A 26,556-nucleotide genomic window follows, 5' to 3' on the forward strand; every position below is an offset into this window, starting at 1 on the left:
CAGCGATATACCTGCCACGACCCTCAGGATGGATCTTGCGATGCCCGGCACCAGTGAAAACGCCTTCCCCTTTCCGATCCTGATCGGTGATATCGGTGGCACCAATGCCCGCTTTGCCCTGCTCCTCGATGCTTTTGCCGAGCCGAAGCAGTTGCCGCCGATCAAGACCGGCGATTTCGAAACGATCGAGGAGGCGATGCAGAAGAGCATCCTCGACAAGACCTCGGTGCAGCCGCGTTCGGCGATTCTGGCGGTGGCCGGTCCGATCCGGGGCGATGAAATTCCGCTCACCAATGCCGGCTGGGTGATCAGGCCGAAAGACATGCTCTCGAGCCTTGGCCTCGAGGACGTGCTGATCATCAACGATTTCGAGGCACAGGCGCTCGCCGTGGCTGCTCCGGCGGACGAGGATCTCGTGCAGATCGGCGGCGGTAGCGTTCGTCCCCTGACGTCGCGTGTGGTCCTCGGCCCGGGCACGGGTCTCGGCGTCGGCGGACTGGTCTTTGCCCAGCACACCTGGATCCCGGTACCGGGCGAGGGTGGCCATGTCGACATCGGCCCGCGTAGCGAACGCGACTTTCAGATCTGGCCCTTCCTCGAACCGATCGAGGGACGCATGGCCGGCGAGCAGATCCTCTGCGGGCGCGGCATCATGAATCTCTATCGCGCCGTCTGTGCCGCCGATGGCGTGGACCCGGTGCTCATCGATCCGGCGGAAGTGACGACGCACGCTCTGGCCGAGAGCGACAGGGCGGCGATCGAGACGATCTCGCTGTTCTGCACCTATCTCGGCCGCGTTGCCGGTGACATGGCGCTAATTTTCATGGCTCGCGGCGGCGTGTTCTTGGCGGGTGGCATCTCGCAGAAGATCCTGCCGGCGCTCATGAAATCGCCGTTCCGTGCCGCCTTCGAAGACAAGGCGCCGCACTCGGCGCTGATGAAGACGATCCCGACCTTTGCCGTCATTCATCCAATGGCGGCGCTCTCCGGCTTGGCCGCTTTTGCCCGCACGCCGAGGGATTTCGGTGTTGCAACGGAGGGACGCCGCTGGAGAAGCTGAGCAGTCGGCGCGCGCAAAGACTCGCCAAAGCGATACCAAACTACTATAGAGCCCCGGGAAAGGTCGGGCCGGAAACCGGCTCGCCACATTGGGTCCAGGGAAGACGGGCTTTTTGAGCGCCAGCAATAGAAAACAGTACGCGGTCGATTCCGATACGATCAGCGGAATTCTGAAACGGGTCATTGCGGAAAACGGTCGCGACCACATTCGCGGCTATGCTTTTGCCATTGCCTGTCTGGCCGTCGTCGCTGCCACAACCGGTTTCACGGCCTCGATCATGGAGACCGTGATCAACGAGGCTTTCGCCAACAAGCGGGCAGATATCGTCCTGCTCGTCTGCGGCGCGATCCTCGCAGCCTTCATTCTGCGTGGCTTCGCCACCTACGGCCAGGCCGTTGCCCTGTCGAAGATCGGCAACAACATCGTCGCGCGTTACCAGCGCCGGCTCTACGCCCATCTGATGGCGCTGAGCGTCGGCTATTTCAACGAGACGCGATCGGCACAGCTTGCAGCCCAGATCAGCCAGAATGTCAGCGGCATCCGCGACGTGCTCAACCTGACGGTCACGTCGATCGCCCGCGATCTCTTGACCCTGATTGGTCTGGTCGGCGTCATGTTCGCCAAGGACTGGTTGCTGTCGATCATCGTCTTCGTCGCGGCGCCGCCGTTGCTGCTCGGCCTGCGCTACGTTTCCAGGCGCCTGCGTTCGGCGACGCGCGAATCGATCGAGGTCAATAGCCGCGTTCTCGGCGCGATGCAGGAAACGATCCAGGGCATCACCATCGTCAAGGCCTTCACCATGGAAGGCGAACTGCGCGGCAAGGTCGATGCGATCATCGATCGGGCCGAGAACCGGGCGAACCGCATTGCGCGGTTGAGCGAGCGCACGGCGCCGATGACCGAAACCTTCGCCGGCCTCGCGATTTCTGCTGTGCTTGCCTATTCCGCCTTCCGCGCGATCTATGCGGACGTGCCGCCCGGCGCCTTCTTCGCCTTCGTGGTGGCTCTCCTGATGGCTTACGATCCGGCCCGCCGACTGGCGCGGCTGCAGGTCTCGATGGAGCGTGCTGCCGTCAATGCCCGCATGGTCTACGAAATCCTCGACACCGTGCCGCATCAGCGCGACAAGGCGGACGCCAAGGAACTGGCCTTCACGAACGCCGCAGTCGAGCTGCGCGACGTCCGCTTCCAGTACGCTAACGGCGACGAGGTTCTGAAAGGCGTCAGCTTCGTTGCAGAAGGCGGCAAGACGACGGCGCTCGTCGGCCCCTCCGGTGCCGGCAAGTCGACGGTCATCAGCCTTATCCCGCGCTTCTACGATCCGGCTTCCGGCCAGATCCTGATCGATGGGCAGGATATTGCCGACGTCACCAAGCAGTCGCTGCGCAAGAGCATCGCCTATGTGTCGCAGCAACCCTATCTCTTCGAAGGGTCGATCCGCGACAACATCCGCTATGGGCGCATCGATGCGACCGACGCGGAGATCGAGGAAGCCGCGCGGCTTGCCTATGCGCATGATTTCATTCTGGCGCAGCCGCAGGGATATGATACCCCGGTCGGCGAAAACGGCATGACGCTTTCCGGCGGCCAGCGCCAGCGGCTGTCCATCGCCCGTGCACTCGTGCGCAATGCGCCGATCCTGCTGCTCGACGAGGCCACCTCGGCGCTCGATACCGAATCGGAAGCCGCCGTGCAGAAGGCGCTCGATTACGCCATGAACGGCCGTACGGTGATCGTCATCGCGCATCGCCTTTCGACCGTCGTCAATGCCGACAAGATCATCGTCATGAAGGATGGTTCCGTCTTCGAGGAGGGCACGCATGCCGAGCTTGCACGGCGACCGGACGGTCTCTACGCTCGGCTTCACAATCTTCAGGGCCAGTCGCCTGAGGCCAAGGCGCCCGAAGCGCCGGCCGGCGCCGAAATCTAGAACATTTCCAGCAAAAGCGCGTAGCGGTTTTGCGTCCGGAAATGCGTAAGAACAATGAGATAGAGCGTTTCCCGACGCCGTTTTGACTGGGAACGCGCTAACAGCGGACGAGAAGGAAATCACCGATGGGCGAACCCGATATGAAGCTCGTGGTGGTGGGTGCTGCAGGCCGTATGGGCCAGACGCTGATACGCACGGTCCACGCGATGGACGGCGTGCGCCTGCATGCCGCCATCGAACGCCCGGGTTCTCCCTTCATCGGCCGTGACGCCGGCGAAGTGGCCGGTCTCGGGCCGATCGGCGTGCCGGTCACCGACCAGCCGCTCGAAGCGTTCGTCGAGGCGGAAGGCGTGCTTGATTTCACAGCACCCGCGGGCACCGTCGAGTTTGCCGGCCTTGCGGCCCAGGCCCGCATCGTCCATGTCATCGGGACCACCGGCTGCTCGGCCGACGACGAGGCGAAAATCCGTGCTGCTGCGCGTCACGCCCGGATCGTCAAGTCGGGCAATATGAGCCTCGGTGTGAACCTGCTCGGCGTGTTGACGGAAAAGGCGGCGCGTGCGCTCGGCCCCGCCAATTGGGATATCGAAATCCTCGAAATGCACCACAAGCACAAGGTCGATGCGCCCTCGGGCACCGCATTGCTTCTCGGCGAAGCGGCGGCGACGGGACGCGGCATCAGCCTTGCCGACAATTCGGTGCGCGTGCGTGACGGTCATACGGGCCCGCGTCCGGCCGGTACGATCGGCTTTGCGACGCTGCGCGGCGGCTCGGTCGTCGGCGAACACTCGGTCATTCTCGCCGGCGAAGGCGAGCAGGTGACGCTCTCGCACAGTGCCACGGATCGCTCGATCTTCGCGCGCGGCGCCGTCACGGCGGCGCTTTGGGCACGCAGCCAGAAACCCGGCTTCTATTCCATGCTCGACGTTCTCGGGCTCAACTGACCTTTCCACTCTCAAGTCTCAAGGGGAATTCGACATGAGCGGTACTCTCGTCCTCGTCCGGCATGGCCAGAGCGACTGGAACCTGAAGAACCTGTTTACCGGCTGGCGTGATCCGGACCTGACGGAACTCGGCGTCGCGGAAGCCAGGGCCGGCGGCAAGGCGCTTGCCGAATATGGCATCAAGTTCGACATCGCCTTCACCTCGGACCTCGTCCGTGCCCAGCGCACCTGCCAGTTCGTGCTCGACGCCGTCGGCCAGTCCTCGCTCGAAACGATCCGCGACCAGGCGCTCAACGAGCGCGACTACGGCGACCTCTCCGGCCTTAACAAGGACGACGCACGCGAGAAGTGGGGCGAAGAGCAGGTGCACATCTGGCGCCGCTCCTACGACGTGCCGCCTCCGGGCGGCGAAAGCCTGCGTGACACCGGTGCCCGCGTCTGGCCCTATTACCTGACCGAGATCCTGCCGCGCGTGCTGTCGGGCCAGAAGGTTCTGGTCGCCGCCCACGGCAACTCGCTGCGCTCGCTGGTCATGGTGCTCGATCATTTGACCAAGGAAGAGATCCTGAAGCTCAACCTCGCGACCGGCGTGCCAATGGTCTACAAGCTCAAGGCCGACTCGACGGTCGCTTCCAAGGAAGTGCTGGGCGACATGTCCGGCGCCCACTGAGCGCTGACAAAGATGGAAATGAAGAAGGGGCGCCGAGCGCCCCTTTTTTGTTTTTCCAAGCAGTTCCAGGAAAGGTGCGAAGCGGCTTTCCGTCCGGATCTGCGTGACTTGAAAGCATCAGATCGTGCCGTCCGCCGCCTTGCCGGCTTCCCAGCCGAGGATCGCGCGCTTGCGCGTCAGGCCCCAGTGGTAGCCGGTGAGATCGCCGCTCTTGCCGAGTGCGCGATGGCAGGGAACCACGAAGGAGATCGGATTACGCCCGACCGCGGCACCGACGGCGCGCGAGGCCGTCGGCTGGCCGATCGTCCCGGCGATGTTCGAATAGGTGGTGGCGCAGCCGAGCGGGATCTTCAACAATGCCTGCCAGACCCGGATCTGAAAATCGGAGCCGATCAGGAAGATATGCAGCGGCTCTTCCTGGCGCCAGCGCGAGGGATCGAAGATGCGTGCCGCATAGTAGGCGGTGGCCGCACTGTCTTCGATATAGCTGGCGTTCGGCCAGCGTTGCGCCATGTCCTCGAAGCTCGCCTGTTCGCCGCCGCCATCGTTAAAGGCGAGGCCTGCCAGGCCGCGGTCTGTGATCATCACCAGCGCCGTGCCGAAGGGCGAGGGATGGTAACCGTAGCGGATCGTCAGGCCGGTGCCGCGCGCCTTCCATTCGCCGGGCGACATCGCCTCGTGGGTGACGAACAGGTCGTGCAGGCGGCTCGGCCCTGACAGGCCGACCTCGATGCTGGTTTCGAGCAGCGGCATGTCTTCCTGGCGCAACAGGCGCTTGGCATGGTCGAGCGTCACCGCCTGGAGGAAGGCCTTCGGCGAAAGCCCGGCCCAGCGGGTGAAGACCTTCTGGAGTTGCGTCGGCGACTGCTTCAGGCGGTGCGCCACCGTTTCGAGCGACGGCTGGTCGCGATAATCCTCGGTGAGCATTTCGATCACGCGGCTGACCGTATCGTAATCGGTGCCTTTCGGCGTGATGTCTGTGGGTACGGATGTCGCAATGTTCATGGCTCTTCTCCTGTCATGTCACAGGTAATCCCTTGCTGGTCCAGGAAACCACCCGAAACTTGAACGAATGCGCGGATTTGCGTCCCATTGGTCGTTCGGCGAGCGTCAGCGGCGGCGAACGGTCGCAAGCGCACCCGAGAGGGCGAGCGCGAAGGTCTCGCGATCGTCGCGATTGAGAAACGAACCGATGTCGGTCCGGCGGCCACCACCGCTGATCGTCATCGAGATGATGCCGATTTCCTGATGGCGGGCGACATTGAAGCGGGCCCAGAACGGATTGAAGCGGTGTTCGGTGATCTGGCCCGACGGCGTGAACTTGCGCACGGAAACATCGGTTCTGGAAACGCTGACCTCTTCGCGGCTGAGCGCCGAGCGGTAATTCAGCCAGAAGGCGCCGAACAGCAGCAGGTAGTCGAGCCCGAAGAAGAACACGATCGGCCAGGCGCCGATGACGAGGAAGACAAAAGCGTGCACCAGGCTGAGCAGTCCGGCGATCAGGAAGACGATCCTGAAGCCTTTTCGCCCGAGCGAACGATAGGGCGTAAGCTCGGCGGTGAAGACCGGCGCATCCTCGGGCGGGGTGGTGACGTTGCCATTGATCATGACCTTTGACTATAGATGCATCATGAAAAACGTGAAGCCGAAATTCCCCGTCAGCGCCGCAAAACCCAAGACGAGCCGCCGCGCAACGCCGCGGGTGAAGAGCCTCTACAGCCAGGACGAGCTCAAGGAGATTTTCCGCCGCTTCTCGATCCAGCGCCCCGAGCCGAAGGGCGAGTTGGAGCACGTCAACCCGTTCACGCTCGTCGTTGCCGTGGCGCTCTCGGCGCAAGCGACCGATGCCGGCGTCAACAAGGCGACGCGCGCGCTCTTCGCCATCGCCGATACGCCGGAGAAGATGCTGGCGCTTGGGGAAGAGAAGGTCCGGGACTACATCAAGACCATCGGTCTCTACCGCAACAAGGCGAAGAACGTCATCGCGCTCAGCGAAAAGCTGATCCGCGATTTCGGTGGCGAAGTGCCGCGCACGCGGGAGGAACTGGTGACCCTTCCGGGGGTCGGTCGCAAGACCGCCAATGTGGTGTTGTCGATGGCCTTCGGCCAGTCGACGATCGCCGTCGACACCCACATCCTCCGCATCGCCAACCGCCTCTGTCTGGCACCGGGCAAGACCCCAGACGAGGTGGAAGACAAGCTGATCAAGATCATCCCGGATGAATACCTCTACCACGCGCATCACTGGCTGATCCTGCACGGGCGCTACTGTTGCAAGGCGCGCAAGCCCGAATGCGAGCGCTGCGTCATCGCCGATCTCTGCAAGTCGCCGGAAAAGACCTGCGATATCCCGGCGCCGCTCGTCGAACTGCCGCCGCAGATCATCTCCGCCGCAGGCTGAGGCACCCTGGTGTTGTCTTGACGGTCGGCGTCAGGCCGACACCAGCCGGTCGATCAGCGTGCCGATCGTCTCCGCGTAAAGCTCGGCCGAAGCACCATCGGCGATGTCGAGCGCCGCGCGATCGAAGGCGGCCGAAAGCAGCGAGGCCATGGCCGACAGCCTTTCCGGGCCCGGCACTGCCGGCGCCATCGCCTCGGCAATGCCCTCCTCCAGGGTTCTCTGGGCATTGGCCGCGTCGATCGCGGCCATTTCCTGCTTGCCGAGCACCGCCGGCCCGTCGAGCAGCAGCAGACGGATTCGGCCCGGCTCGCGCATCGCGTCGAAATAGGCGCGGGCACCGACTTTCAGTGCGTCGCGGGGCGTGAGGTCGTTGGCCGTTGCCTGCTCGATCGATATCGCCACTGCGCCCGCCTCCCGCTCCGCCACGGCACGGAACAATGCCTTCTTGTCTTCGAAGTGGTGATAGAGCGCGCCGCGGGTCAATCCGGCGGCGGCAACAATATCGGGCGTGGAGGTATCGGCATAACCCCGGGTGACGAAAAGGCCACGCGCGGCATCGAGGATCGCGGTGCGCGTCGTGTCGGATCGCTCGCGATTGGAGCGACGGGAGACTTCCTGTTGCATACATGCAGCCTGTATGTTAATTAAAGATACATACAGATTGTATGATATTGCCGGAGCGAGGGAAAGCCATGAAATCGACGAGCTACTATCCTGTCATCATGACATCAGATGTTGCCGCCACCGCCGCCTTTTACATCGAGCACTTCCGCTTCCAGGCGCTCTTCACCAGCGATTGGTATGTGCATCTGCAGTCGGTCGAGGACGAGCATGTGACGCTGGCGGTGCTCGACTACCGCCACGAGACGATCCCGGAGGAAGCACGTACGCCCACCCGCGGTCTTCTGCTGAATTTTGAGGTCGAGGATCCGGATCGCATTTACGCGCAAGCGGTTGCCGCCGGGCTTCCGATCCTGAAGACGTTGCGAGACGAGGTCTTCGGTCAGCGTCATTTCATCACCGCCGATCCGAACGGCGTGCTGATCGATGTCATCAAGCCGATCCCGCCGAGCGCCGAATTCGCCGCAGCTTACGACGAAAGCGCGCTTCCGACGGCCTGATGCGATGGCCCCACGTCTTTTGTCTTCCAAATGGCCGGAAAACCGGTATTAACGAACACCGGCCATCACGGAGACCGGACGAGGTTCATGACAAAATACGACGTGCTGACGATCGGCAATGCCATCGTTGATATCATCGCGCGCTGCGACGATGCCTTTCTCAATGAAAACGGCATCATAAAGGGCGCCATGAACCTCATCGATGCCGAACGAGCCGAGTTGTTGTACTCGCGCATGGGCCCGGCCGTCGAAGCGTCCGGCGGCAGCGCCGGCAATACGGCAGCCGGTGTCGCCAGCCTTGGCGGTCGCGCCGCCTACTTCGGCAAGACCGCGAGCGACCAGCTCGGCGAGATCTTCGCGCACGACATCCGCGCCCAGGGCGTTTACTTCCAGACGAAGCCGCTCGAAAACGTGCCGCCGACCGCGCGCTCGATGATCTTCGTCACCGAGGATGGCGAGCGCTCGATGAACACTTATCTCGGCGCCTGCGTCGAGCTTGGCCCCGAGGATGTGGAGGCCGACGTCGTCGCTGAGGCCAAGGTCACCTATTTCGAAGGCTATCTCTGGGATCCGCCGCGGGCCAAGGACGCCATCCGCGAGACCGCGCGGATCGCCCACGAAAACGGCCGCGAAACCGCGATCACGCTGTCCGACAGCTTCTGCGTTCACCGCTATCGCGAGGAGTTCCTCGAACTCATGCGATCAGGCACGGTCGATATCGTCTTCGCCAACAGGCAGGAAGCGTTGGCCCTCTACGAGACCGAAGACTTCGATCTGGCGCTGGAAAAACTCTCGAAGGATTGCAAGCTCGCTGCCGTGACTCTCAGCGAAGAAGGCTCGGTGGTCGTGCGTGGAGAGGAGCGGGTTCGGGTCCGCGCAACGCCGATCGCCCAGGTCGTCGATACGACCGGTGCCGGCGACCTCTATGCCGCGGGCTTCCTGCACGGCTACACGACCGGACGCTCGCTCGAAGACTGCAGCAGGCTCGGCAATCTCGCCGCCGGCATTGTCATCGGTCAGATCGGCCCGCGGCCGATGGTCTCGCTGGAAACGGCCGCCAAGCAGGCGGGTCTCGCCTGATTCGTCCTGATTGAATTTTGTGAAAAGCAGGCGTGGCCTTACTTGAAGGCCTCGCCGGGATAGGCGCCCCAGATCTCGCTCTGGGCGATCCAGCCTTCGACGCCCTGCGTCTCGGCATGGCACCAGTCGCCATTGCATTCGCCGACATGCACGATGACCCCCGGCTCCATGCGGGCGACGATCGGGGATGTACCCTGCGGATCGCGGCGCATGTTGACGAAGACGCCTTCGCCCTTGCCGCGCATCCAGGGCGCTGCGACGGCTGTACGGTCGCCGGAAAGCAGCGCCTGGTTGACCCAGCCTTCGGTGCCGTCGGCGTCGCGGATACGGCGCCAGTTATCGTATTCCTGGATGATCTCCACGGGAACGCCGGGCTTCATGTAGCGGAAGGCGACCGCGTAATCGACGCTCGGGCCGATCCGGAGATTGACGCTCTTCGACTTGAGGCTCACGAAGCGCGGCAGCGGCAGTCCGCTGGCGCCCTTGGCAGCTTGAGCGTAAGCCGCCGACGCCATGATCCCGGCGCCAAGGCAGGCGGCGATCAACGAGAACGAGAATCTGGAAATGACATGACGCATGACGAAGCTCATTTTCCGTGGCACTAGCTTTTGCGGGCGCAGTTCACCTGGGGCCCAACACACGGGCTGAAATCGCGGGGACGAACGCGCGAGTTTTGTTTGTCTTCCCGGTGGGGTCTGGTAGAAATTGCGGCTACAGGGAGAAAGTATCGCCCAACTTGGTTAAGGACCCGTCAACAAGGCCCGTCGCAGCAATGACAAGCAAGAAGAAGCCCACGGTCTACATCACCCGTAAACTGCCTGATATCGTCGAGACGCGCATGCGCGAACTTTTCGATGCGGAGTTGAACATCGACGACACGCCGCGCAGCCAGCCCGAGCTCGTCGCGGCGGTGAAGCGCGCCGACGTGCTGGTGCCGACAGTGACCGATCGCATCGATGCGGCGCTGATCGAGCAGGCCGGCCCACAGCTGAAGCTGATCGCCAGCTTCTCGAATGGGGTCGACAATATCGACGTCGACGCCGCAGCGCGCAAAGGCATCACCGTCACCAACACGCCGAACGTGTTGACGGAGGACACCGCCGACATGGCGATGGCGTTGATTCTCGCAGTGCCGCGCCGGCTTGCCGAAGGTGCGCAGATCCTGACCGATCGCAAGGGCGAATGGGCCGGGTGGTCGCCGACCTGGATGCTCGGCCGGCGCATTGCCGGAAAGCGCATCGGCATCGTCGGCATGGGCCGGATCGGCACCGCGGTCGCACGCCGCGCCAAGGCCTTCGGCCTTTCGATCCACTATCACAACCGTCACCGGGTGAACGCCGAAACCGAAGAGATGCTGGAGGCGACCTACTGGGACAGCCTCGACCAGATGCTTGCCCGCGTCGATATCGTCTCGGTCAACTGCCCGTCGACGCCGGCGACCTATCACCTGCTCTCGGCCCGGCGCCTGGCGCTGATGCGGCCCGACAGCTATATCGTCAACACAGCCCGCGGCGGCATCATCGACGAGACGGCGCTGATCAAGTCCCTGCGCGAAGGCAAGATAGCCGGTGCCGGCCTCGACGTTTTCGAGAACGAGCCCGCGGTCAATCCGAAGCTGATCAAGCTCGCGGGCGAAGGCAAGGTCGTGCTCCTGCCGCATATGAGTTCGGCGACGCTCGAGGGCCGCATCGACATGGGCGACAAGGTGGTGATCAACATCCGCACCTTCTTCGACGGCCATCGCCCGCCGGACCGCGTGCTTCCGGGCCGCGACTGATCGCGGAGCGCCGCACGGTCCTGCCGTGCGGTTGTCCGTCCGTCCTGCTCAAAGTCAGAAGCTAGAGCGTCTTGCGCATCTCGATCGCCGTCGGCCGGGTAAAGCCGGGGTGGCACATCGTACCGGTTTTGACGAAGCCCCAGGCGGCGAACGCCCGGTGGTTTTCGGTGAGTTCGATGCGGGTGAGTAGCCGCAATGCGGAAAGGCCGAGCGCTCGCGCTGTCGCCTCCGCTTCCGCGAGCAGCAACCGGCCGATACCCTTTCCCTGTGTCTGCGGGGCAACCGCGAGCTTGCCGATATAGAGACAATCGGCTTCAGGCTTGCAAAAGATGCAGCCGACAAGCCGCGCGCCGTCGCTGACGCCAAAGGCGATCTCGTCGGCAATCTTTTGCCGGAGCGATTCAATGCTCAAGGCATGTGCTGACGACGGTGGGTCGATCCGTCCGTCCATGTAGGAGAAGGCGCCAAGGATCAGCTTCAGCAGCTCCTCGTGCCGGTCGAAGCTTTCACTGATGCGGAAGATCTGCACCATGATCGGCCTACGCTCTGCGACGGTAACGGATGGTGTTGAACTGCGCCGTCAGAGCATCATACATCAACAGGCGCCCGACCAGCGGTTCACCGAAACCGGCGATCACTTTGATCGCCTCCATCGCCTGCAATGTACCGATGACGCCGGTCAAGGCGCCGACGATGCCCGCTTCGGCACAGGAGGGCACGACGCCGGCCGGCGGCGGTTCCGGGAACAGATCGCGATAGGAGGGGTTCGGCCGCCCATCGCTGCCTGCCTTGTACGGCATCAGCACCGTCAGCGATCCGTCGAAGCGGCCGACGGCGCCGGTTACCAGCGGAATGCCGACCGCCGCTGCCGTATCGGCTGCGAGATAGCGCGTGTCGAAATTGTCCGAGCCGTCGATCACCAGGTGATATTGCCGGAACAGGGCCTCGGCATTGTCGGGGTTGAGCCGCAGCCTGTGTTCGTCGACGCTGACATGCGGGTTGAGTGAACCGATCGCTTCGGCTACCCGTTCGACCTTGGCGCGATCGATGTCCTCGGTGCGGTGAATGATCTGCCGCTGGAGGTTCGAGAGCGCAACGATGTCGTCGTCGACGACGCCGATCCGGCCGATGCCAGCGGCCGCGAGATAGACGAGCACCGGGGCGCCGAGCCCGCCGGCGCCGATCACCAGCACACGCGCCGCTTTGAGTTTTTGCTGCCCCGCGCCGCCGATTTCCGGCAGCACGATATGGCGGGCGTAGCGGGCGATCTCCGATTGGTCGAGCTTGTTCTCACCGGTCATGCAACATCCTCCTCATCCGGGCGGCCGATCGATTCTCAAGCGAGAGCGGATGCGGGCGGAAAACCGCACACACTTTTCCTCATCCGCTCTTGCTTATCCCGTAACGCTCCCGTGCGAAACGGTCAGGAAGCGACCGCGTTCGCCAAGCGCCTCGAACATGGCCTGGTCGGTACCGGTCATGAAGGCCTGGCCGCCAAGACCATCGACGAGGTCGAACAGCGCCGCACGCCGGTTGACGTCGAGATGCGCGGCGATCTCGTCAAGCAACAGGATCGGCGCGTGGCCAGTCATGTCGCCGACGAGGCGCGCATGCGCCAGCACCAGTCCGACGAGCAGCGCCTTCTGCTCGCCGGTCGAGCAGCGTGCGGCTTCCATGTCCTTGTCCCGATGACGCACCAGCAGGTCGCTTCGGTGCGGTCCATCGAGCGTCCGGCCCGCCGCTGCGTCGCGCGGCCGTCCGTCGCGCAGCATTGTCAGATATTGCTCTTCGAGATCATAGGCCGGGCGATGACCCTCGTCGTCGAGAAAGCCGGACAGCGCCAGGCGGGCGGACGGAAAAACGCTGTCATCGACATTCCGCTCGACGAGCGCGGTCAAGAGGCCGAGCATTTCCTGCCTTGCCAGCGCCATGGAGACGCCGAGACCGGCCATCTCTCGCTCAATCGCCGTCAGCCAGGACGGATCCGGGCGAAACTCGCCGAGCAGCCGGTTGCGGCTGCGCATCGCCCGATCGAATTCGCTGGCGCGTCGGCCATGCTCCGGATCGAGCGAAAGCACCAGCCGATCGAGGAACCGCCGCCGGTCGGCCGAAGGCCCGGTGAAGAGCCCGTCCATCGATGGCGTCAGCCAGAGAACGCGCAGGTGATCCGTCAGTTCGTCGACGGTTGATGCCGGCGTTCCGTTGAGCCGCAGCCGCCGGGATTGGCCCTCGGTTACCCCGGCGGTGCCGGTGCCGATTTCGACCGGCCCCTCCATGCCCTCGACCTCCGCAAAGACGGAAAACCCGTCGCTCGCGCCGACACGGGTGACGTCGGCATAGGCCGCGCGCCTCAAGCCCCGTCCTGGTGAGAGGAAGGAAACCGCTTCCATCAAATTGGTCTTGCCGGCGCCGTTCTCTCCCGTCAGCACCACATGGCGCTGGTCGAGCTCCAGCGAGAGAGCCGCATAATTGCGGAACTCCGTGAGCTTCAAGCGGTTGAGAAAGACCTTGTGGGGCATGGGCAAACCGGATTCGACGTTGGGCGCCAGCTACAGCGCCGCGCGTCTTATGAGACGCGCAAAGGTCGCTGTAGCACTTTGAATTGCTGCATGTCTTCGTCCTTAAATCGAGGTCGATTTAAGGAGACATGCAGTAGGACGAAAGCGTTGGCCAAGGCAAGGCGAAATGGCCAGCGCGTCGATATCGCCTGGGATAGGTCGATATCGGCAGGGGATAGGCGACAAACCCCTTGAATCAGGTGCTTTTCTTGAGCGCCTCGGTCAAATATGACAGTTTCATGACAATCCACGGATGGATATATTTGTAATGCTGGCTTGGTTCCGCAAACTGCTTCCCCGCGAAGACCGCTTCTTCGACCTTTTCGCAAAACACGCGCTCACCGTTGTCGGTGCCGCCGAAGCGCTCGACAGGCTGCTTGCCGGTGGCGACGACATGGAGAAACAGTGCGACCGGATCGTCGCGCTTGAGGATGAAGCGGATCATATTACTGGCGAGGTGCTCCTGGCGGTGCGCCGGTCCTTCATCACGCCCTTCGACCGCGGCGACATCAAGGACCTGATCCAGTCGATGGACGATGCCATCGACATGATGCACAAGACAGTCAAGACGATCCGGCTCTACGAGCAGAAGACATTCGATCCGGGCATGCGCGAGATGGCGACGATCATCGTCCAGGCCGCGCATCTGATCGGCGAGGCCATTCCGTTGCTCGACCGTATCGGCGCCAATCACAATCGCCTTATCGCCATCGCCGAGGAAGTTACCCGCATCGAGGGGCGTGCCGACGAATTGCACGACCTCGGCCTCAAGGATCTCTTCCGCCGTCACGGCGCCAGCAACCCGATGGCTTATATCATCGGCAGTGAGATCTATGGCGAGCTCGAAAAGGTGATCGATCGCTTCGAGGACGTCGCCAATGAAATCAGCGGCATCGTGATCGAGAACGTCTGATGGATGCGACGCTCGCCTTTCCGTTGCTCGTCGGGCTGATCGGCATCGCGCTGTTCTTCGACTTCCTGAACGGTTTGCACGACGCTGCCAACTCGATCGCGACAATCGTCTCGACGCGGGTGCTGAGACCGCAATACGCGGTCATCTGGGCAGCCTTTTTCAACTTCATCGCCTTCCTGTTCTTTGGCCTGCATGTGGCCGAGACGCTCGGCAAGGGCATCATCGATCCCGGCATCGTCACGCCGCTGGTGATCTTTTCGGCCCTCATGGGGGCGATCGTCTGGAACATCGTCACCTGGCTCTTCGGCATTCCGTCGAGTTCGTCGCATGCGCTGATCGGCGGCCTCGTCGGTGCCGGCCTTGCCAGCACCGGCTTTAGTTCCATCGTCTGGACCGGTCTTCTGAAGACCGTCGGCGCCATCTTCATGTCGCCGGCGATAGGCTTCTTCCTGGCCTTGCTCCTGGTGTTGATCGTCTCCTGGATTTTCGTGCGGCAGACGCCCTTTGCCGTCGACCGCACCTTCCGCGTGATGCAGTTCGTTTCCGCGTCGCTCTATTCGCTCGGCCACGGCGGCAATGACGCGCAGAAGACCATGGGCATCATTGCCGTTCTGCTCTTCTCGCAGGGCTATCTCGGTTCGGAGTTCTACGTGCCCTTCTGGGTGGTCATAACCTGCCAGGCGGCAATCGCGCTCGGCACGCTGTTCGGCGGCTGGCGCATCGTGCACACCATGGGCTCGAAGATTACCAGGCTCAATCCTATGCAGGGCTTCTGCGCCGAAACCGGCGGGGCGATCACGCTCTTTGCCGCCACCTGGCTCGGCATTCCCGTCTCGACGACGCACACCATCACCGGTGCGATCATCGGCGTCGGTGCGGCGCGGCGCGTCTCGGCGGTCCGCTGGGGGCTTGCCGGCAATATCGTGATTGCCTGGTTCATCACCATGCCGGCCGCGGCGGCGATTTCGGCGCTCGCCTATTTCCTGATCGATCTGATCTTCTGATCGAAGCGAACAGCGTCTCCCGCTTCAATCGGCGGGAGACGTGCATCATTTCTCGATCCGAGGCGCGGGGCTGTCCCGTCCGCCCTGATGCAAGGTCAGGCTCCCGGCGCGGGTGCCGGTTACGGTGAAGCTGATCTGCGCATCGATAAGCTTCGCAAAGAAACGGTGCTCGGCCTCCGGAAAGATTTCGATCCGATCCTGTCCTGTTGCCTGGGCAAACAGCCGATCGCCATCGCGGAAGATCGTCAGATCGAAGCCGGGCGCCAGCCGATATGTGCCGACATAGGCGTCATAGCTCGTCGGATCGACGGTTATCGCAGTGCGCCTGACAGTTGCCGGCGCAAGCGGAGCGTTGCGGTTGAGCAGGTGGTGGCCGATATCGTCCACGCCGACCTCGGTCGACGCATTGGAGAGAGCGACGACGCCGACACCGGTCGACGGTCGGTAGCCGACGAAGGATCGGTAGCCGCCGGTCCCGCCGTTATGCCAGATAAACTGCTCGTCGCCCTTGCCCGAGATCACCCAGCCAAGCGCCTGCTGGTCGTCGTCGCCGTTGCCGAGCGGCTGCCGGGTCGCAAGTAACGTGGTGAAGGCCGGTGCCAGCGGCGATGGCGTTTTCCCCATGGCCGCCTCCAGGAATGTCAGAAGATCGTTCGCCGTGGAGCGGAGCGCGCCGGCTCCCTGCAGCGCGTTGAGATCCCAGTCTCTCACCGGCTCCAGCGCCGCATTGTGGCCCGTCGCCCGCCTTTCGGCCCAGCCGGGCTGCGACGAGATCGCGGTGTCCTTCATGTCGAGAGGCGCTGTGATGCGGCTGATGACGAGCTCCTCGTAGGAAAGACCGGCCTTCAAGGCGAGCGCGTGGCCGAGAAGCCCGGCGCCGAGATTGGAGTACTCGTGCTCGACGCCAGGGCGTCGCAGCGGCTTGTGATGGGACAGGAAGGCATAAAGCTCTGCTGTGCCGTAGTCCGCATACGGATTGCTTGTGTCTGTCGGGTCCAGATTGCTGGGTAGCCGCGGCAGACCGGACATGTGCGTCGCCAGGTCCTTCAGCGTGATCGGCTCCTCCTTGTCGTCCGGCATCGCCACACCTGGCGGAAGCAACGTCGAGACGGGCGTGTCGAGGCGCAGCGTGCCTTTTTCAATCGCGTCCGCGAGCAACAGCGCGGTGAAGACTTTGGTGACCGAGCCGATCTCGAACACGGTCCGCCCTTCGACCGGGCGCGGGTCACCTTTGGCCGGATGGCCATGCGCTACGATGCGTCGTCCATTGGCATCGATGATTCCGACGACAATGCCGATCGACTGCTGCTGCTTGTCGATTCGATCGGTCAGAATATTCAGGATTTCGGCATCGGTCGGAGCCGCGGAAAGGTTGTCCGCATGGGCGGCGGTGCCAAGCGTCATGGCGACGATCCAGTTCAGAAAGAAGGTCCGCATGATGAGAAGATAGGAAACCAATCTTTGGTTGCGATGGGTGCGAAGCGCATGCCAGCCGATTTCGATCAAGCTTCTGTCGAGACTCGATCGGCAATCGGCGAGACGCCGACAGTGATTACGCCAGGGTTGCGGAAACGGGTCACGGATCCCAATAGGGCGGATCGCCAAAAGCTTCCTTCAGATGTTGGGCGATGGCTCGGAGCTTGGCGGAGACGCGTCGTCCTTCCGGATGCGCCATGTAGATGAATTCGGGCTCCGGACGCAGCCCGACATCGATCTCACGCAATTGCCCTTCGCGCACCGCGGGGCCGGCGATGAAGGCGGGCAACAGCGCGATGCCGAGCCCGGCGACGGCGGCGTCGTGCATCATGTCGCCATTGTTCATGCCGAGGGCCAGGCGCGCCCTGACGATCGTTGCACCGGAAGGTCCTTCGAACCGCCAATCGGCCGCACCGCGATTGGTGTAGAAGACGCCGCGATGGCCTTCGAGCTCGGTAAGCGACGCCGGTGTGCCGTGTCGTTCCAGATAATCGGGCGAGGCGACGAGCAAGCGCCGGCTTCTGGCAAGTTTCCAAACCATCAGGCGGGAATCGGCGATCACGCCGTGGCGGACAATCGCGTCGTAGCCTTCCGAGGCCGCATCGACCCGCCGGTCGTCGAGATCGAGCGTCAGTTCGATTTCCGGATGGCGCGCCAGGAACGGATAGAGCGCCGGGCCGAGATGCCGGCGGCCAAAGCTGACGGGCGCGGCGATCCGAAGCGGCCCCGTCAGCTGTCCGCGCCGCTCGGCAAGGTCGCTCGCGGCCGCCTGCACCTCGCTGACGATCCTGACGGCGCGCTCGCGGAAGGCGATGCCGTCCTCGGTGAGCGTCAGCTTGCGCGTCGTGCGATGGAGGAGCGTGGCGTTGAGCCCGCGCTCCAGTTCCGCCACGCGTTCGCTGACGACGGATTTCGACAGGCGCAGGCGCCGCGCCGCTTCACTGATCGAGCCAGCTTCGGCGACCGCGACAAAGGCGGTTATTCCCTCGATCTTCACCATCGTTCGACTTTTCCGAATTCGAGTTCCACAATTGGAAGACTAATCCGAACGATCGTTTTCCGCCATATCTGTCTGCATTCGAGGATGACGGTTCCAGCCAACCGAGCCGATCTCCTCTTCAACCCAACAAGAGGACTTTCATCATGTCACGTTTGCAGAACAAGACGGCACTCATCACCGGCGGCACCAGCGGCATCGGTCTCGAAACCGCACGCCAGTTCATCGCCGAAGGCGCAAGGGTCGCCGTCACCGGCACCAATCCGAAGAACATTGCCGAAGCACGCGCCGTCCTTGGCGAGACAGCTCTGATCATCGAGGCCGATGCCGGCAATGTCGCCGGCGATCCGCGCCGCCTTGGGCACGCTCGATATCCTGTTCATCAATGCCGGCATCGCCAAGCTGCAGCCGATCGAGCAGTGGGACGAGGCAAGCTTCGACCGCTCGCTCGCCATCAACCTCAAGGGACCGTATTTCCTGATCCAGGCCTTGCTGCCGGTCTTTTCCAAACCGGCATCGATCGTGCTCAACACCTCGATCAACGCCCATATCGGCATGCCGACCTCAAGCGTCTATGCCTTGACCAAGGCGGGGCTGCTGTCGCTCGCCAAAACGCTCTCCGGCGAACTCATCGGCCGCGGCATCCGGGTCAACGCCGTCAGCCCCGGCCCGATCCGCACGCCGCTGCATGACGGCCATGCCCCGACGGTGGAGGAAAACAAGCAGGTTGTTGATGCGATCGCTGCGCAGATCCCGCTTGGCCGCTTCGGCAACGCAAGCGAAATCGCCAAGGCGGTCGTCTTCCTCGCCTCCGACGAGGCTGCTTTCACTGTCGGCGCCGAACTGATCATCGATGGCGGCATGGCGACGCTCTGATCACGGCTTAACTCTAACGAACAGACAGAAGCGCCGCGTGTTCAATCGGATGCGCGGCGCTTCCCGTCGTCTTCGGCCGGCCGTTGGCATCGCTGGTTGGGAGGAGTATATTTCTGCAATCTAATGGAATGCATCCAGTCGCAAGAAATCGACCTACAGCGCCGCGCGTCCAGACGCGCAAAGGTCGCTGTAGCACTTTGAATTGCTGCATGTTTTTGTCCTTTGGTCGGCTACGATGAAACGAACATGCAGTAGACCGAACACCGATCAGATCCCAGGAGGAGACGATGACGAGTGTGAGATGGATGATGAAGGGGCGCGAATTCATACATTGCAACTGCGCCTATGGCTGTCCTTGCCAGTTCAATGCATTGCCGACACAAGGCCATTGCAGCGCCGTCGGCGCATTCGAGATTGAGGAAGGCTATCACGGCGATACGCGGCTCGATGGGCTTCGTGGCGGCCTGATCGCCGCCTGGCCGGGCGCCATCCACGAGGGGAGGGGGCAGGTTGTGCCGATCGTCGATAGCCGCGCTTCGGCCGAACAGCGCGGTGCGTTGCTGCGCATCATGAGCGGCGAGGATACGGAACCGGGTGCTACCTTCTTCCAGGTCTTTGCGACGACCTTCGAAACCATGCACGAGCCCGTCTTTGCCGAGATCGATTTCGAGGTCGATGTCGGCGCGCGCACGGCGCGGCTGAATGTGCCGGGCTGGCTCGTCGCTCGCGGCGAACCCATCCTCAATCCGGTGACCGGTGCCGCCCATCAGGCGCGCATCAATCTCCCTCAGGGGTTCGAATACGACGTCTGCGAAGTCGGGCGCGGATGGGCCGATACGAAGGGGCCGCTGACCTTGGCACTGGCGGACTCGCATGCTCATTTCGCGCGCATGCACCTGACCGAAAGCGGCGTGATCCACTGACGTCGATGAAGGATACGGCGCTCGAAACCCTGCTCAGACGTGATCGCGCCATCGTTGTGGCGGCGCTGATTACGCTGACGGTGATCAGTTGGATTTACGTCCTGTGGCTGGCTTCGGCCATGGACATGACTGCGCCCCCGGCAGCCTCCGACACCATGGATATGGGTTCGGGCATGGACATGGAGATGCCCATCGACATGCCGATGAACATGCCCATGGAGGCGCAAGGGGGATCGATGACATCGATGGCGACTGCGGCCGCCGGTCCCTGGACCGCGGCAACCTTCGCCTATGCATTTGTCATGTGGGCTGTCATGATGATGGGTATGATGGTGCCGTCGGCAACGCCGATGATCCTGCTCTATGCCCGTGTCGGAAGACAGGCGGCGCAGCAGGGCAAGCCCTTCGCCGCGACCGGATTCTTCGCTGGTGGCTATCTGCTGGCCTGGACCCTGTTCGCGCTGGTCGCCGTTCTCGGGCAATGGCTCCTTGATCGCGCCCTGTTGCTCACTCCGGCGCTCTCAAGCGCCAACGAAGCCTTGAGCGGTGCGGTCCTCGTCGCCGTCGGCCTGTTTCAGTGGACGTCGCTCAAGGATCGTTGCCTCAGGCAATGCCAGTCGCCGCTACTTTTCATCCAGAACCACGGCGGATTTCGCCGCGAGGCGGGTGCCGCCTTCGGCCTCGGCCTGCGGCATGGCCTTTATTGCGTCGGCTGCTGCTGGGCGCTGATGGCGCTTCTGTTCGTCGGCGGGGTGATGAACGTGTTGTGGATCGCGGCGATCGCCATCTTCGTGCTCGCCGAAAAGGTGGTGCCCGGCGGCCGGCTCCTGTCCCGGGTCGCTGGGGTGGTGCTCGTCATGGCCGGGCTGTGGCAGCTTGCGGCCATGACGTGAAGCTTACAGCACTGCGCGCCCTATCCGGCGCGCAAGATCGCTGTGGGAATGCCGGGCGCCTTAGTCGCTCAGCGTATCGAAGAAGTCCTTCATCCGGGCGAAGAAGCCCGTCGATTCCGGATTGTTGTCCTTCGAGGAGATCTGTTCGAATTCCTGCAGCAGTTCGCGCTGGCGCTTGGTCAGCTTCTGCGGCGTTTCGATCTGGATCTGGATGTAGAGGTCGCCGGACTGGGCCGAGCGCAGCACCGGCATGCCCTTGCCCTTGAGACGAAACTGCTTGCCCGCCTGGGTGCCCTCGGGAACCGTGACGCGCGACTTGGTGCCGTCGAGCGTGGTCACATCGAACTTGCCGCCAAGAGCTGCCGTCGTCATCGAGATCGGCACGCTGCAATAGAGATCGGCGCCGTCGCGCTGGTAGAACTCATGCGGCCGGACCGAGAGGAAAATGTAGAGGTCGCCTGCCGGTCCGCCGCGAAGCCCCGCTTCGCCTTCGCCGGAGAGGCGGATACGCGTTCCGTCCTCGATGCCGGCCGGAATGTTGACCGAGAGCGTGCGCTCTTCGGTGACACGACCCTGGCCATGGCACTTGCCGCAGGGATCGGTGATCGTCTGGCCGCGCCCGCCGCAGGTCGGGCAGGTGCGTTCGATCGAGAAGAAGCCCTGGGCAGCGCGCACGCGACCGGAGCCGTGACAGGTGCCGCAGGTCTTAGGGCTCGTGCCGGGCTTGGCGCCGGAGCCGCTGCAGACGTCGCAGGTGATCGAGGTTGGAACGCGGATCTGCGCGGTCTTGCCGCTGAAGGCTTCCTCGAGCGAGATCTCCATGTTGTAGCGAAGATCGGCGCCGCGTTCGCGGCCGCCCGAGGAACGCCGCTGGCGCCCGCCACCCATCATCTCGCCGAAGATGTCTTCGAAAATGTCCGAGAAGCCGCCGGCCCCCCCGCCGCCGAAGCCGTTGCCCATGCCGCCCTGCTCGAAGGCCGCATGACCGTAGCGATCGTAAGCGGCGCGCTTCTGCGGGTCCTTGAGGGTCTCATAGGCCTCGTTGATTTCCTTGAAGGTCTTCTCCGCTGCCGCGTCGCCGGGGTTCTTGTCCGGGTGATACTTCATTGCGAGCTTGCGGAAGGCGCCCTTTAGCTCCTTCTCGTCGGCGTTCTTGGCAACGCCAAGCGTTTCGTAGAGATCACGTTTCATTCGTCGAAGATTATCCTGTTGGCATGCCAGCGCGAGGGCTCGGCGGCTGCCCGTTTACCTTGCCACCGATTTAGTAAACCTTGAAGCGCGATACCATAGCCCGAACGACGCTAGATGCGGTTTTTTGTCGGAAAAGTAACGTTTGCGGCGGCGTCCGCATGAACGGCCCCTCCGGCCAACAAAAAAGCCCGGGCGAACCCGGGCTTTTCGTCTGATCGAAGGGACGGATTAGGCCGAACGCTTGCGGTCGTCCTCGTCGTTGACTTCTTCGTAGTCGGCATCGACGACATCGCCGTCGCGCGCTGCGTCTGCTGCGGCATCCGCATGGGCGGCTTCCGTCTGCTGCGCTTCGTAGATCGCCTGGCCAAGCTTCATGGAAACTTCCATCAGCGTGTTGGTCTTGGCCTTGATGTCTTCGGCGTCCGGCTCGGAGGCTTCGACGGCAGTCTTCAGCGCGGCAATCGCATCGGAGATCGCCTTGCGGTCGGCTTCCGAAACCTTGTCACCGTAATCCTTCAGCGACTTCTCGCTGGAGTGGATCAGGCTTTCGGCCTGGTTCTTGGCTTCGACGCCCTCGCGGCGCTTCTTGTCGGCCTCGGCATTGGCTTCGGCATCCTTGACCATCTTTTCGATGTCGGCGTCGGAAAGACCGCCAGATGCCTGAATGCGGATCTGGTGTTCCTTGCCGGTGCCCTTGTCCTTGGCCGAAACCTGCACGATGCCGTTGGCGTCGATGTCGAAGGTGACTTCGATCTGCGGCATGCCACGCGGTGCCGGCGGAATGCCGACGAGGTCGAACTGGCCGAGCAGCTTGTTGTCGGCGGCCATTTCGCGTTCGCCCTGGGAGACGCGGATCGTCACGGCCGACTGGTTGTCGTCGGCGGTCGAGAAGGTCTGCGACTTCTTGGTCGGGATCGTCGTGTTGCGTTCGATCAGGCGGGTGAAGACGCCACCGAGCGTTTCGATGCCGAGCGACAGCGGGGTGACGTCGAGCAGAAGAACGTCCTTGACGTCGCCCTGCAGAACGCCGGCCTGGATGGCGGCGCCCATGGCGACCACTTCATCCGGGTTCACGCCCTTGTGCGGCTCCTTGCCGAACAACTGCTTCACGGTTTCCTGAACCTTCGGCATGCGGCTCATGCCGCCGACGAGAACGACTTCGTCGATCTCGGCAGCCGAGACGCCGGCATCCTTGAGGGCTGCCTTGCACGGCGCAACGGTGCGCTGGATCAGGTCGTCGACCAGGCTTTCGAACTTGGCGCGCGACAGCTTCATCGTCAGGTGCTTCGGACCGGAAGCGTCAGCCGTGATGAACGGCAGGTTGATTTCGGTCTGCTGCGACGAGGACAGCTCGATCTTGGCCTTTTCGGCAGCTTCCTTCAGGCGCTGAAGGGCGAGCTTGTCGTTCTTCAGGTCGATGCCCTGTTCCTTCTTGAACTCGCCGGCGAGGTATTCGACGAGACGCATGTCGAAGTCTTCACCGCCGAGGAAGGTGTCGCCGTTGGTCGACTTCACTTCGAAGACGCCGTCGCCGATTTCCAGAACCGAGATATCGAAGGTACCACCGCCCAAGTCGTAGACGGCGATCGTCTTGCCGTCCTTCTTGTCGAGGCCGTAGGCAAGGGCTGCCGCGGTCGGCTCGTTGATGATGCGCAGAACTTCAAGGCCCGCGATCTTGCCGGCATCCTTGGTTGCCTGGCGCTGGGCGTCGTTGAAGTAGGCCGGAACGGTGATGACGGCCTTTTCGACCTTTTCACCGAGGTAGGATTCGGCCGTTTCCTTCATCTTCTGAAGGATCATGGCGGAGATCTGCGACGGGGAATAATCCTTGCCGTGCGCTTCGACCCAGGCGTCGCCATTGTCGGCCTTGATGATCTTGTAAGGAACCATGTCCTTGTCTTTTTGCGTGGTCGGGTCCTGGAAGGTCCGGCCGATCAGGCGCTTGATCGCAAAAAGCGTGTTTTCCGGATTGGTGACGGCCTGGCGCTTGGCCGGCTGGCCGACGAGACGTTCGCCGTCGTCGCTGAATGCCACCATCGAGGGGGTCGTGCGCGCACCCTCGGCGTTTTCGATCACCTTCGCGTCTTTTCCGTCCATGACGGCGACGCAGGAGTTGGTCGTTCCCAGGTCAATACCAATAACTTTAGCCATGTCGTTCTCTCCTTGCAGCGGACTGTCGGAACCCGGTCAGGCATTCGTAAGACAGCCCCTAACGGGATGGTCTCAGGATTTCTTCGCAGTCGAGACTGCGCCGATGCGGCGTATATAAGGACCGGCGTTTCGGACTGCAAGGCATTCTGCGGGGCGTTTGGGGGCAAATGCAAGTCCGGGATTTGCCTAGCTAGAAATGGGCTATGCGCGGCTGGTGAGAATGGCACCAGTCGCACGCTTGCAGCGCCAGTCGCGCCGGCTCAACCGCCGGTCAAAATGTCGAAGAGGGTCGTGCGGCGCGTGGCACCCGTCGTCTGGCCGACATCGGCCGGTGGCACGAGACCGCCATTGCCCTGATCGGCGCTCTGGCCATCCCATTCGCCCCCCTGGTCTACCGGGCGCTGCCCCACTGCGACCGCGCCATTGACGCCCACGGGTGCTTCCGGGAAGGCTTCCGGATCGCCGGAGAGCAAGTCGCCGGCCGGTGCGCCCACGCCTTCATCGAAGACCGGCTGCACGCCCGTCGTGCCGAAGAGCGGCGAGGGCGAGAGGCCCTCATGGGCCGCCATCATGAAATCGTGCCAGGCCTTGGCCGGCAGGCCGCCGCCCGTGACCTTCTTCATCGACTTGCCGTCGTCGTTGCCGAACCAGACGCCGGTCGTCAGGTTCGAGGTGTAGCCGACGAACAGCGCGTCGCGGAAGGATTGCGTGGTACCGGTCTTGCCGGCCGCCTCCCAGCCCTTGAGCTGCGCTTTCTTGCCCGTACCCTTGGTCAGCACACGCACCATCATCTGGTTCATTTCGCTGACGATCGCCGGGTCGAGCACACGCGGCGGGTTGTCGTAGGTGTTTTCGTAAAGCACCGTGCCGTCGGCCTTGGAAATGCGGCGAATGACATGCGGCGTCGCCTTGAAGCCGCCATTCATGAATGGGGCATAGGCCGACGTCAGTTCGACGAGGCTGACTTCGGACGTGCCGAGCGCGATCGAGGCGTTTGCCTGCATCTCGGAATCGATGCCGAGGCGATGGGCGACCTTGACGACGTTCTGCGGCCCGACCTCCATCACCAGCTGTGCGGCGATGGTGTTCAGCGAATTGGCGAGCGCATCGGCGATTGTTACCTCGCCGCGATATTTCTGGTCGTAATTCTCGGGCGTCCAGTTGCCGATCCGGACCGGGCCGTCGTTGCGGATCGACATCGGCGTGCGGCCGATCTCGAGTGCCGCGGCATAGACGAAGGGCTTGAAGGCGGAACCCGGCTGACGCTTGGCCTTGGAGGCGCGGTCGAACTGGCTCTCTGCGTAGTCCTTGCCGCCGACGAGCGCCCGGATGGCGCCGGTGCCATCGATCGAGACGAGTGCTGCCTGCGAAGCGTCGAGCTTCTTGCCGTCGGCGTCTAGCGTGGCAGCGATCACCTCCTCGGCCTTCTTCTCGAGATTGAGGTCGATCGTCGTGTCGATGATGAGATCTTCCTTGATCTCGCCGATCATGCCGGGAAGCTGGTCCATCACCATGTCGGCGACGTAGTGCTCGGCGCCTGACCAGTAGCTCTTCGCCTTGGTCGGGGTCTGCGACATCGCCGTCTTGATCTCGCTATCGGTGACGTAACCTTCCTCGCGCATGGCGCCGAGAACCACCTGGGCGCGCTCTTCCGCGGCCTGCGGATCGCGGGCCGGCGACAGGCGGGAAGGAGCCTTGAGCAGGCCTGCAAGCAGTGCGGCCTCGCCGAGGTTCACGTCGCGCGCCGATTTGTTGAAATAGCGCCGCGATGCCGCCTCCACGCCATAGGCGTTGGAGCCGAAGAACACCCGGTTGAGATACATCGCCAGGATCTGGTCCTTGGAATATTTCTGCTCGAGCCAGAAGGCGAGCAGCACCTCCTGCACCTTGCGTTCGAGCGTGCGCTCGGGCGAAAGGAACAGGTTCTTGGCAAGCTGCTGCGTCAAGGTCGAGCCACCCTGCACCATGCGGCCGGTGGTGAGGTTCGTCAGCATGGCGCGGGCGAGACCCAGCGGATCGATGCCGAAATGCGAATAGAAGCGGCGGTCCTCGATCGCGATGACCGCCTGCGGGATATAGGGCGACATGTTTTCCAGCGACAGCGCTTCGCCGCCGGTGGTGCCGCGATTGGCGATGACGTCGCCGCTGACCGCAAGGATCTTGACGTTCGGCGGTCGCTCGGGGATCGACCAGCTCTCGGCGCTCGGCATGCGCGCGCCGTAGTAGAGCACCAGGCCGCCGACGCCCATGGCGCCCCAGATGCCGAGCACGATGCACCAGTAGAACAGCGTGCGGACAAGGCCAACAAAGCCGCCGCCGCCAGAGTTGCGCCGTGCGCTGCCGCGCTTGCCGGCTGCCTTCTTCTTGCTGCTGCCCTTCTTGCCGCTGCCCGAAGATTTGCCGCGGGGTGCCTTGCGGCTGGCGGTCACACGATCGCTGGCCTCGACGCGAAAATCGTCATCATCGTCCTGGTTTCCGCCGAACGATGGCTCGATCCGCTCTCCTGACCTGCCGTTTGTTGCCATGCCGTTTGGATTTGTCCCTCTGCCGTCTGCGGGGCCGATTGGCTCAATCACGACGGTGACTTCGAT

Annotated in this window: 24 protein-coding genes and 1 pseudogene; 13 read left to right on the forward strand and 12 right to left on the reverse strand. The window is 63.1% G+C overall.

The window, feature by feature from the left end; genetic code table 11:
• The first annotated feature begins 40 nt into the window (after positions 1-40).
• The 4 genes from ACN9MO_RS18040 (at position 41) to ACN9MO_RS18055 (ending at position 4,604) form a co-directional block, all read left to right on the forward strand.
• Positions 41-1,060, forward strand: coding sequence for a glucokinase (locus ACN9MO_RS18040; RefSeq protein ID WP_058324620.1), 1,020 nt, complete (start codon positions 41-43; stop codon positions 1,058-1,060).
• A 112-nt stretch (positions 1,061-1,172) separates the two neighbouring features.
• Complete coding sequence (locus tag ACN9MO_RS18045) at positions 1,173-2,990, forward strand: ABC transporter ATP-binding protein (protein WP_113132915.1); 1,818 nt, start codon at positions 1,173-1,175, stop codon at positions 2,988-2,990.
• Positions 2,991-3,115: 125 nt separating this feature from the next.
• Entirely contained in the window at positions 3,116-3,934 is an 819-nt protein-coding gene (gene dapB / locus ACN9MO_RS18050; RefSeq protein WP_057247743.1) for a 4-hydroxy-tetrahydrodipicolinate reductase, read from the forward strand.
• A gap of 34 nt (positions 3,935-3,968) precedes the next feature.
• Positions 3,969-4,604 (forward strand): 2,3-bisphosphoglycerate-dependent phosphoglycerate mutase, encoded by a 636-nt coding sequence (locus ACN9MO_RS18055; RefSeq protein WP_058328325.1) that lies wholly within the window; start codon positions 3,969-3,971, stop codon positions 4,602-4,604.
• A 117-nt stretch (positions 4,605-4,721) separates the two neighbouring features.
• Here the strand turns inward: ACN9MO_RS18055 and ACN9MO_RS18060 are convergent, their stop codons facing one another.
• Together ACN9MO_RS18060 and ACN9MO_RS18065 are read right to left on the reverse strand one after the other, a co-directional pair.
• Positions 4,722-5,609, reverse strand: coding sequence for a methylated-DNA--[protein]-cysteine S-methyltransferase (locus ACN9MO_RS18060; RefSeq protein ID WP_058324472.1), 888 nt, complete (start codon positions 5,607-5,609; stop codon positions 4,722-4,724).
• Positions 5,610-5,714: 105 nt separating this feature from the next.
• Complete coding sequence (locus tag ACN9MO_RS18065; RefSeq protein ID WP_057247746.1) at positions 5,715-6,212, reverse strand: DUF2244 domain-containing protein; 498 nt, start codon at positions 6,210-6,212, stop codon at positions 5,715-5,717.
• A gap of 22 nt (positions 6,213-6,234) precedes the next feature.
• On the opposite strand from ACN9MO_RS18065, the gene nth reads away from it, so the two are divergent.
• Positions 6,235-7,005, forward strand: a complete 771-nt coding sequence (nth, locus tag ACN9MO_RS18070) for an endonuclease III (protein ID WP_058328341.1) — start codon at positions 6,235-6,237, stop codon at positions 7,003-7,005.
• A gap of 30 nt (positions 7,006-7,035) precedes the next feature.
• Here the strand turns inward: nth and ACN9MO_RS18075 are convergent, their stop codons facing one another.
• Complete coding sequence (locus ACN9MO_RS18075; protein ID WP_057247747.1) at positions 7,036-7,629, reverse strand: TetR/AcrR family transcriptional regulator; 594 nt, start codon at positions 7,627-7,629, stop codon at positions 7,036-7,038.
• 68 nt (positions 7,630-7,697) lie between these two features.
• On the opposite strand from ACN9MO_RS18075, the gene ACN9MO_RS18080 reads away from it, so the two are divergent.
• Both ACN9MO_RS18080 and ACN9MO_RS18085 read left to right on the forward strand, forming a co-directional pair.
• Positions 7,698-8,126 carry a VOC family protein gene (locus tag ACN9MO_RS18080; RefSeq protein ID WP_057247748.1) on the forward strand — a complete coding sequence of 143 codons (429 nt, stop codon included), beginning with the start codon at positions 7,698-7,700 and terminating at the stop codon, positions 8,124-8,126.
• A gap of 87 nt (positions 8,127-8,213) precedes the next feature.
• Positions 8,214-9,206, forward strand: coding sequence for an adenosine kinase (locus ACN9MO_RS18085; RefSeq protein WP_057247749.1), 993 nt, complete (start codon positions 8,214-8,216; stop codon positions 9,204-9,206).
• A 38-nt stretch (positions 9,207-9,244) separates the two neighbouring features.
• On the opposite strand, the gene ACN9MO_RS18090 is transcribed toward ACN9MO_RS18085, so the two are convergent.
• Positions 9,245-9,796 (reverse strand): SH3 domain-containing protein, encoded by a 552-nt coding sequence (locus tag ACN9MO_RS18090; protein ID WP_057247750.1) that lies wholly within the window; start codon positions 9,794-9,796, stop codon positions 9,245-9,247.
• A 182-nt stretch (positions 9,797-9,978) separates the two neighbouring features.
• On the opposite strand from ACN9MO_RS18090, the gene ACN9MO_RS18095 reads away from it, so the two are divergent.
• Complete coding sequence (locus ACN9MO_RS18095; protein WP_057247751.1) at positions 9,979-10,983, forward strand: 2-hydroxyacid dehydrogenase; 1,005 nt, start codon at positions 9,979-9,981, stop codon at positions 10,981-10,983.
• Positions 10,984-11,044: 61 nt separating this feature from the next.
• Here the strand turns inward: ACN9MO_RS18095 and ACN9MO_RS18100 are convergent, their stop codons facing one another.
• The 3 genes from ACN9MO_RS18100 to recF form a co-directional block, all read right to left on the reverse strand.
• Positions 11,045-11,515, reverse strand: coding sequence for a GNAT family N-acetyltransferase (locus ACN9MO_RS18100; protein WP_425985878.1), 471 nt, complete (start codon positions 11,513-11,515; stop codon positions 11,045-11,047).
• Between the two features lie 7 nt (positions 11,516-11,522).
• Positions 11,523-12,284, reverse strand: coding sequence for a molybdopterin-synthase adenylyltransferase MoeB (locus ACN9MO_RS18105; RefSeq protein WP_113132914.1), 762 nt, complete (start codon positions 12,282-12,284; stop codon positions 11,523-11,525).
• 93 nt (positions 12,285-12,377) lie between these two features.
• Positions 12,378-13,502, reverse strand: coding sequence for a DNA replication/repair protein RecF (gene recF, locus ACN9MO_RS18110; RefSeq protein ID WP_058324476.1), 1,125 nt, complete (start codon positions 13,500-13,502; stop codon positions 12,378-12,380).
• Positions 13,503-13,809: 307 nt separating this feature from the next.
• On the opposite strand from recF, the gene ACN9MO_RS18115 reads away from it, so the two are divergent.
• Both ACN9MO_RS18115 and ACN9MO_RS18120 read left to right on the forward strand, forming a co-directional pair.
• On the forward strand, positions 13,810-14,454 hold the full coding sequence (locus ACN9MO_RS18115; RefSeq protein ID WP_057247754.1) for a DUF47 family protein: 645 nt from the start codon (positions 13,810-13,812) through the stop codon (positions 14,452-14,454).
• Positions 14,454-15,458 (forward strand): inorganic phosphate transporter, encoded by a 1,005-nt coding sequence (locus tag ACN9MO_RS18120; RefSeq protein WP_057247755.1) that lies wholly within the window; start codon positions 14,454-14,456, stop codon positions 15,456-15,458. Before ACN9MO_RS18115 ends, ACN9MO_RS18120 begins: the two co-directional genes overlap by 1 nt.
• Before the next feature lie 45 nt (positions 15,459-15,503).
• Here ACN9MO_RS18120 and ACN9MO_RS18125 read toward each other — a convergent pair whose 3' ends face one another.
• Positions 15,504-16,964: a serine hydrolase gene (locus ACN9MO_RS18125; protein ID WP_425985884.1), complete on the reverse strand. Its 1,461-nt coding sequence runs from the start codon at positions 16,962-16,964 to the stop codon at positions 15,504-15,506.
• 70 nt (positions 16,965-17,034) lie between these two features.
• Positions 17,035-17,934: a LysR family transcriptional regulator gene (locus ACN9MO_RS18130; protein ID WP_058328321.1), complete on the reverse strand. Its 900-nt coding sequence runs from the start codon at positions 17,932-17,934 to the stop codon at positions 17,035-17,037.
• Between the two features lie 143 nt (positions 17,935-18,077).
• Between ACN9MO_RS18130 and ACN9MO_RS18135 the strand changes: the two are divergent.
• The 3 genes and pseudogenes from ACN9MO_RS18135 (at position 18,078) to ACN9MO_RS18145 (ending at position 20,623) form a co-directional block, all read left to right on the forward strand.
• Positions 18,078-18,807 (forward strand): annotated as a pseudogene (locus ACN9MO_RS18135) (SDR family oxidoreductase).
• Between the two features lie 287 nt (positions 18,808-19,094).
• Complete coding sequence (locus ACN9MO_RS18140) at positions 19,095-19,730, forward strand: DUF1326 domain-containing protein (RefSeq protein ID WP_057247759.1); 636 nt, start codon at positions 19,095-19,097, stop codon at positions 19,728-19,730.
• A 5-nt stretch (positions 19,731-19,735) separates the two neighbouring features.
• Entirely contained in the window at positions 19,736-20,623 is an 888-nt protein-coding gene (locus tag ACN9MO_RS18145) for a DUF2182 domain-containing protein (RefSeq protein WP_113132912.1), read from the forward strand.
• 60 nt (positions 20,624-20,683) lie between these two features.
• Here ACN9MO_RS18145 and dnaJ read toward each other — a convergent pair whose 3' ends face one another.
• The 3 genes from dnaJ to ACN9MO_RS18160 all read right to left on the reverse strand — a co-directional run bounded on the left by dnaJ (position 20,684) and on the right by ACN9MO_RS18160 (position 26,490).
• Entirely contained in the window at positions 20,684-21,814 is a 1,131-nt protein-coding gene (gene dnaJ / locus ACN9MO_RS18150; protein ID WP_057247761.1) for a molecular chaperone DnaJ, read from the reverse strand.
• 228 nt (positions 21,815-22,042) lie between these two features.
• Positions 22,043-23,965, reverse strand: a complete 1,923-nt coding sequence (gene dnaK, locus ACN9MO_RS18155) for a molecular chaperone DnaK (RefSeq protein WP_057247762.1) — start codon at positions 23,963-23,965, stop codon at positions 22,043-22,045.
• A gap of 260 nt (positions 23,966-24,225) precedes the next feature.
• A complete protein-coding gene (locus ACN9MO_RS18160; protein ID WP_113132911.1) occupies positions 24,226-26,490 on the reverse strand; it encodes a transglycosylase domain-containing protein in 2,265 nt (754 codons plus the stop codon).
• Between the last annotated feature and the right edge of the window lie 66 nt (positions 26,491-26,556).

The organism is Ensifer sp. R-19 (genome assembly GCF_049905105.1).
GTDB lineage: Bacteria > Pseudomonadota > Alphaproteobacteria > Rhizobiales > Rhizobiaceae > Ensifer.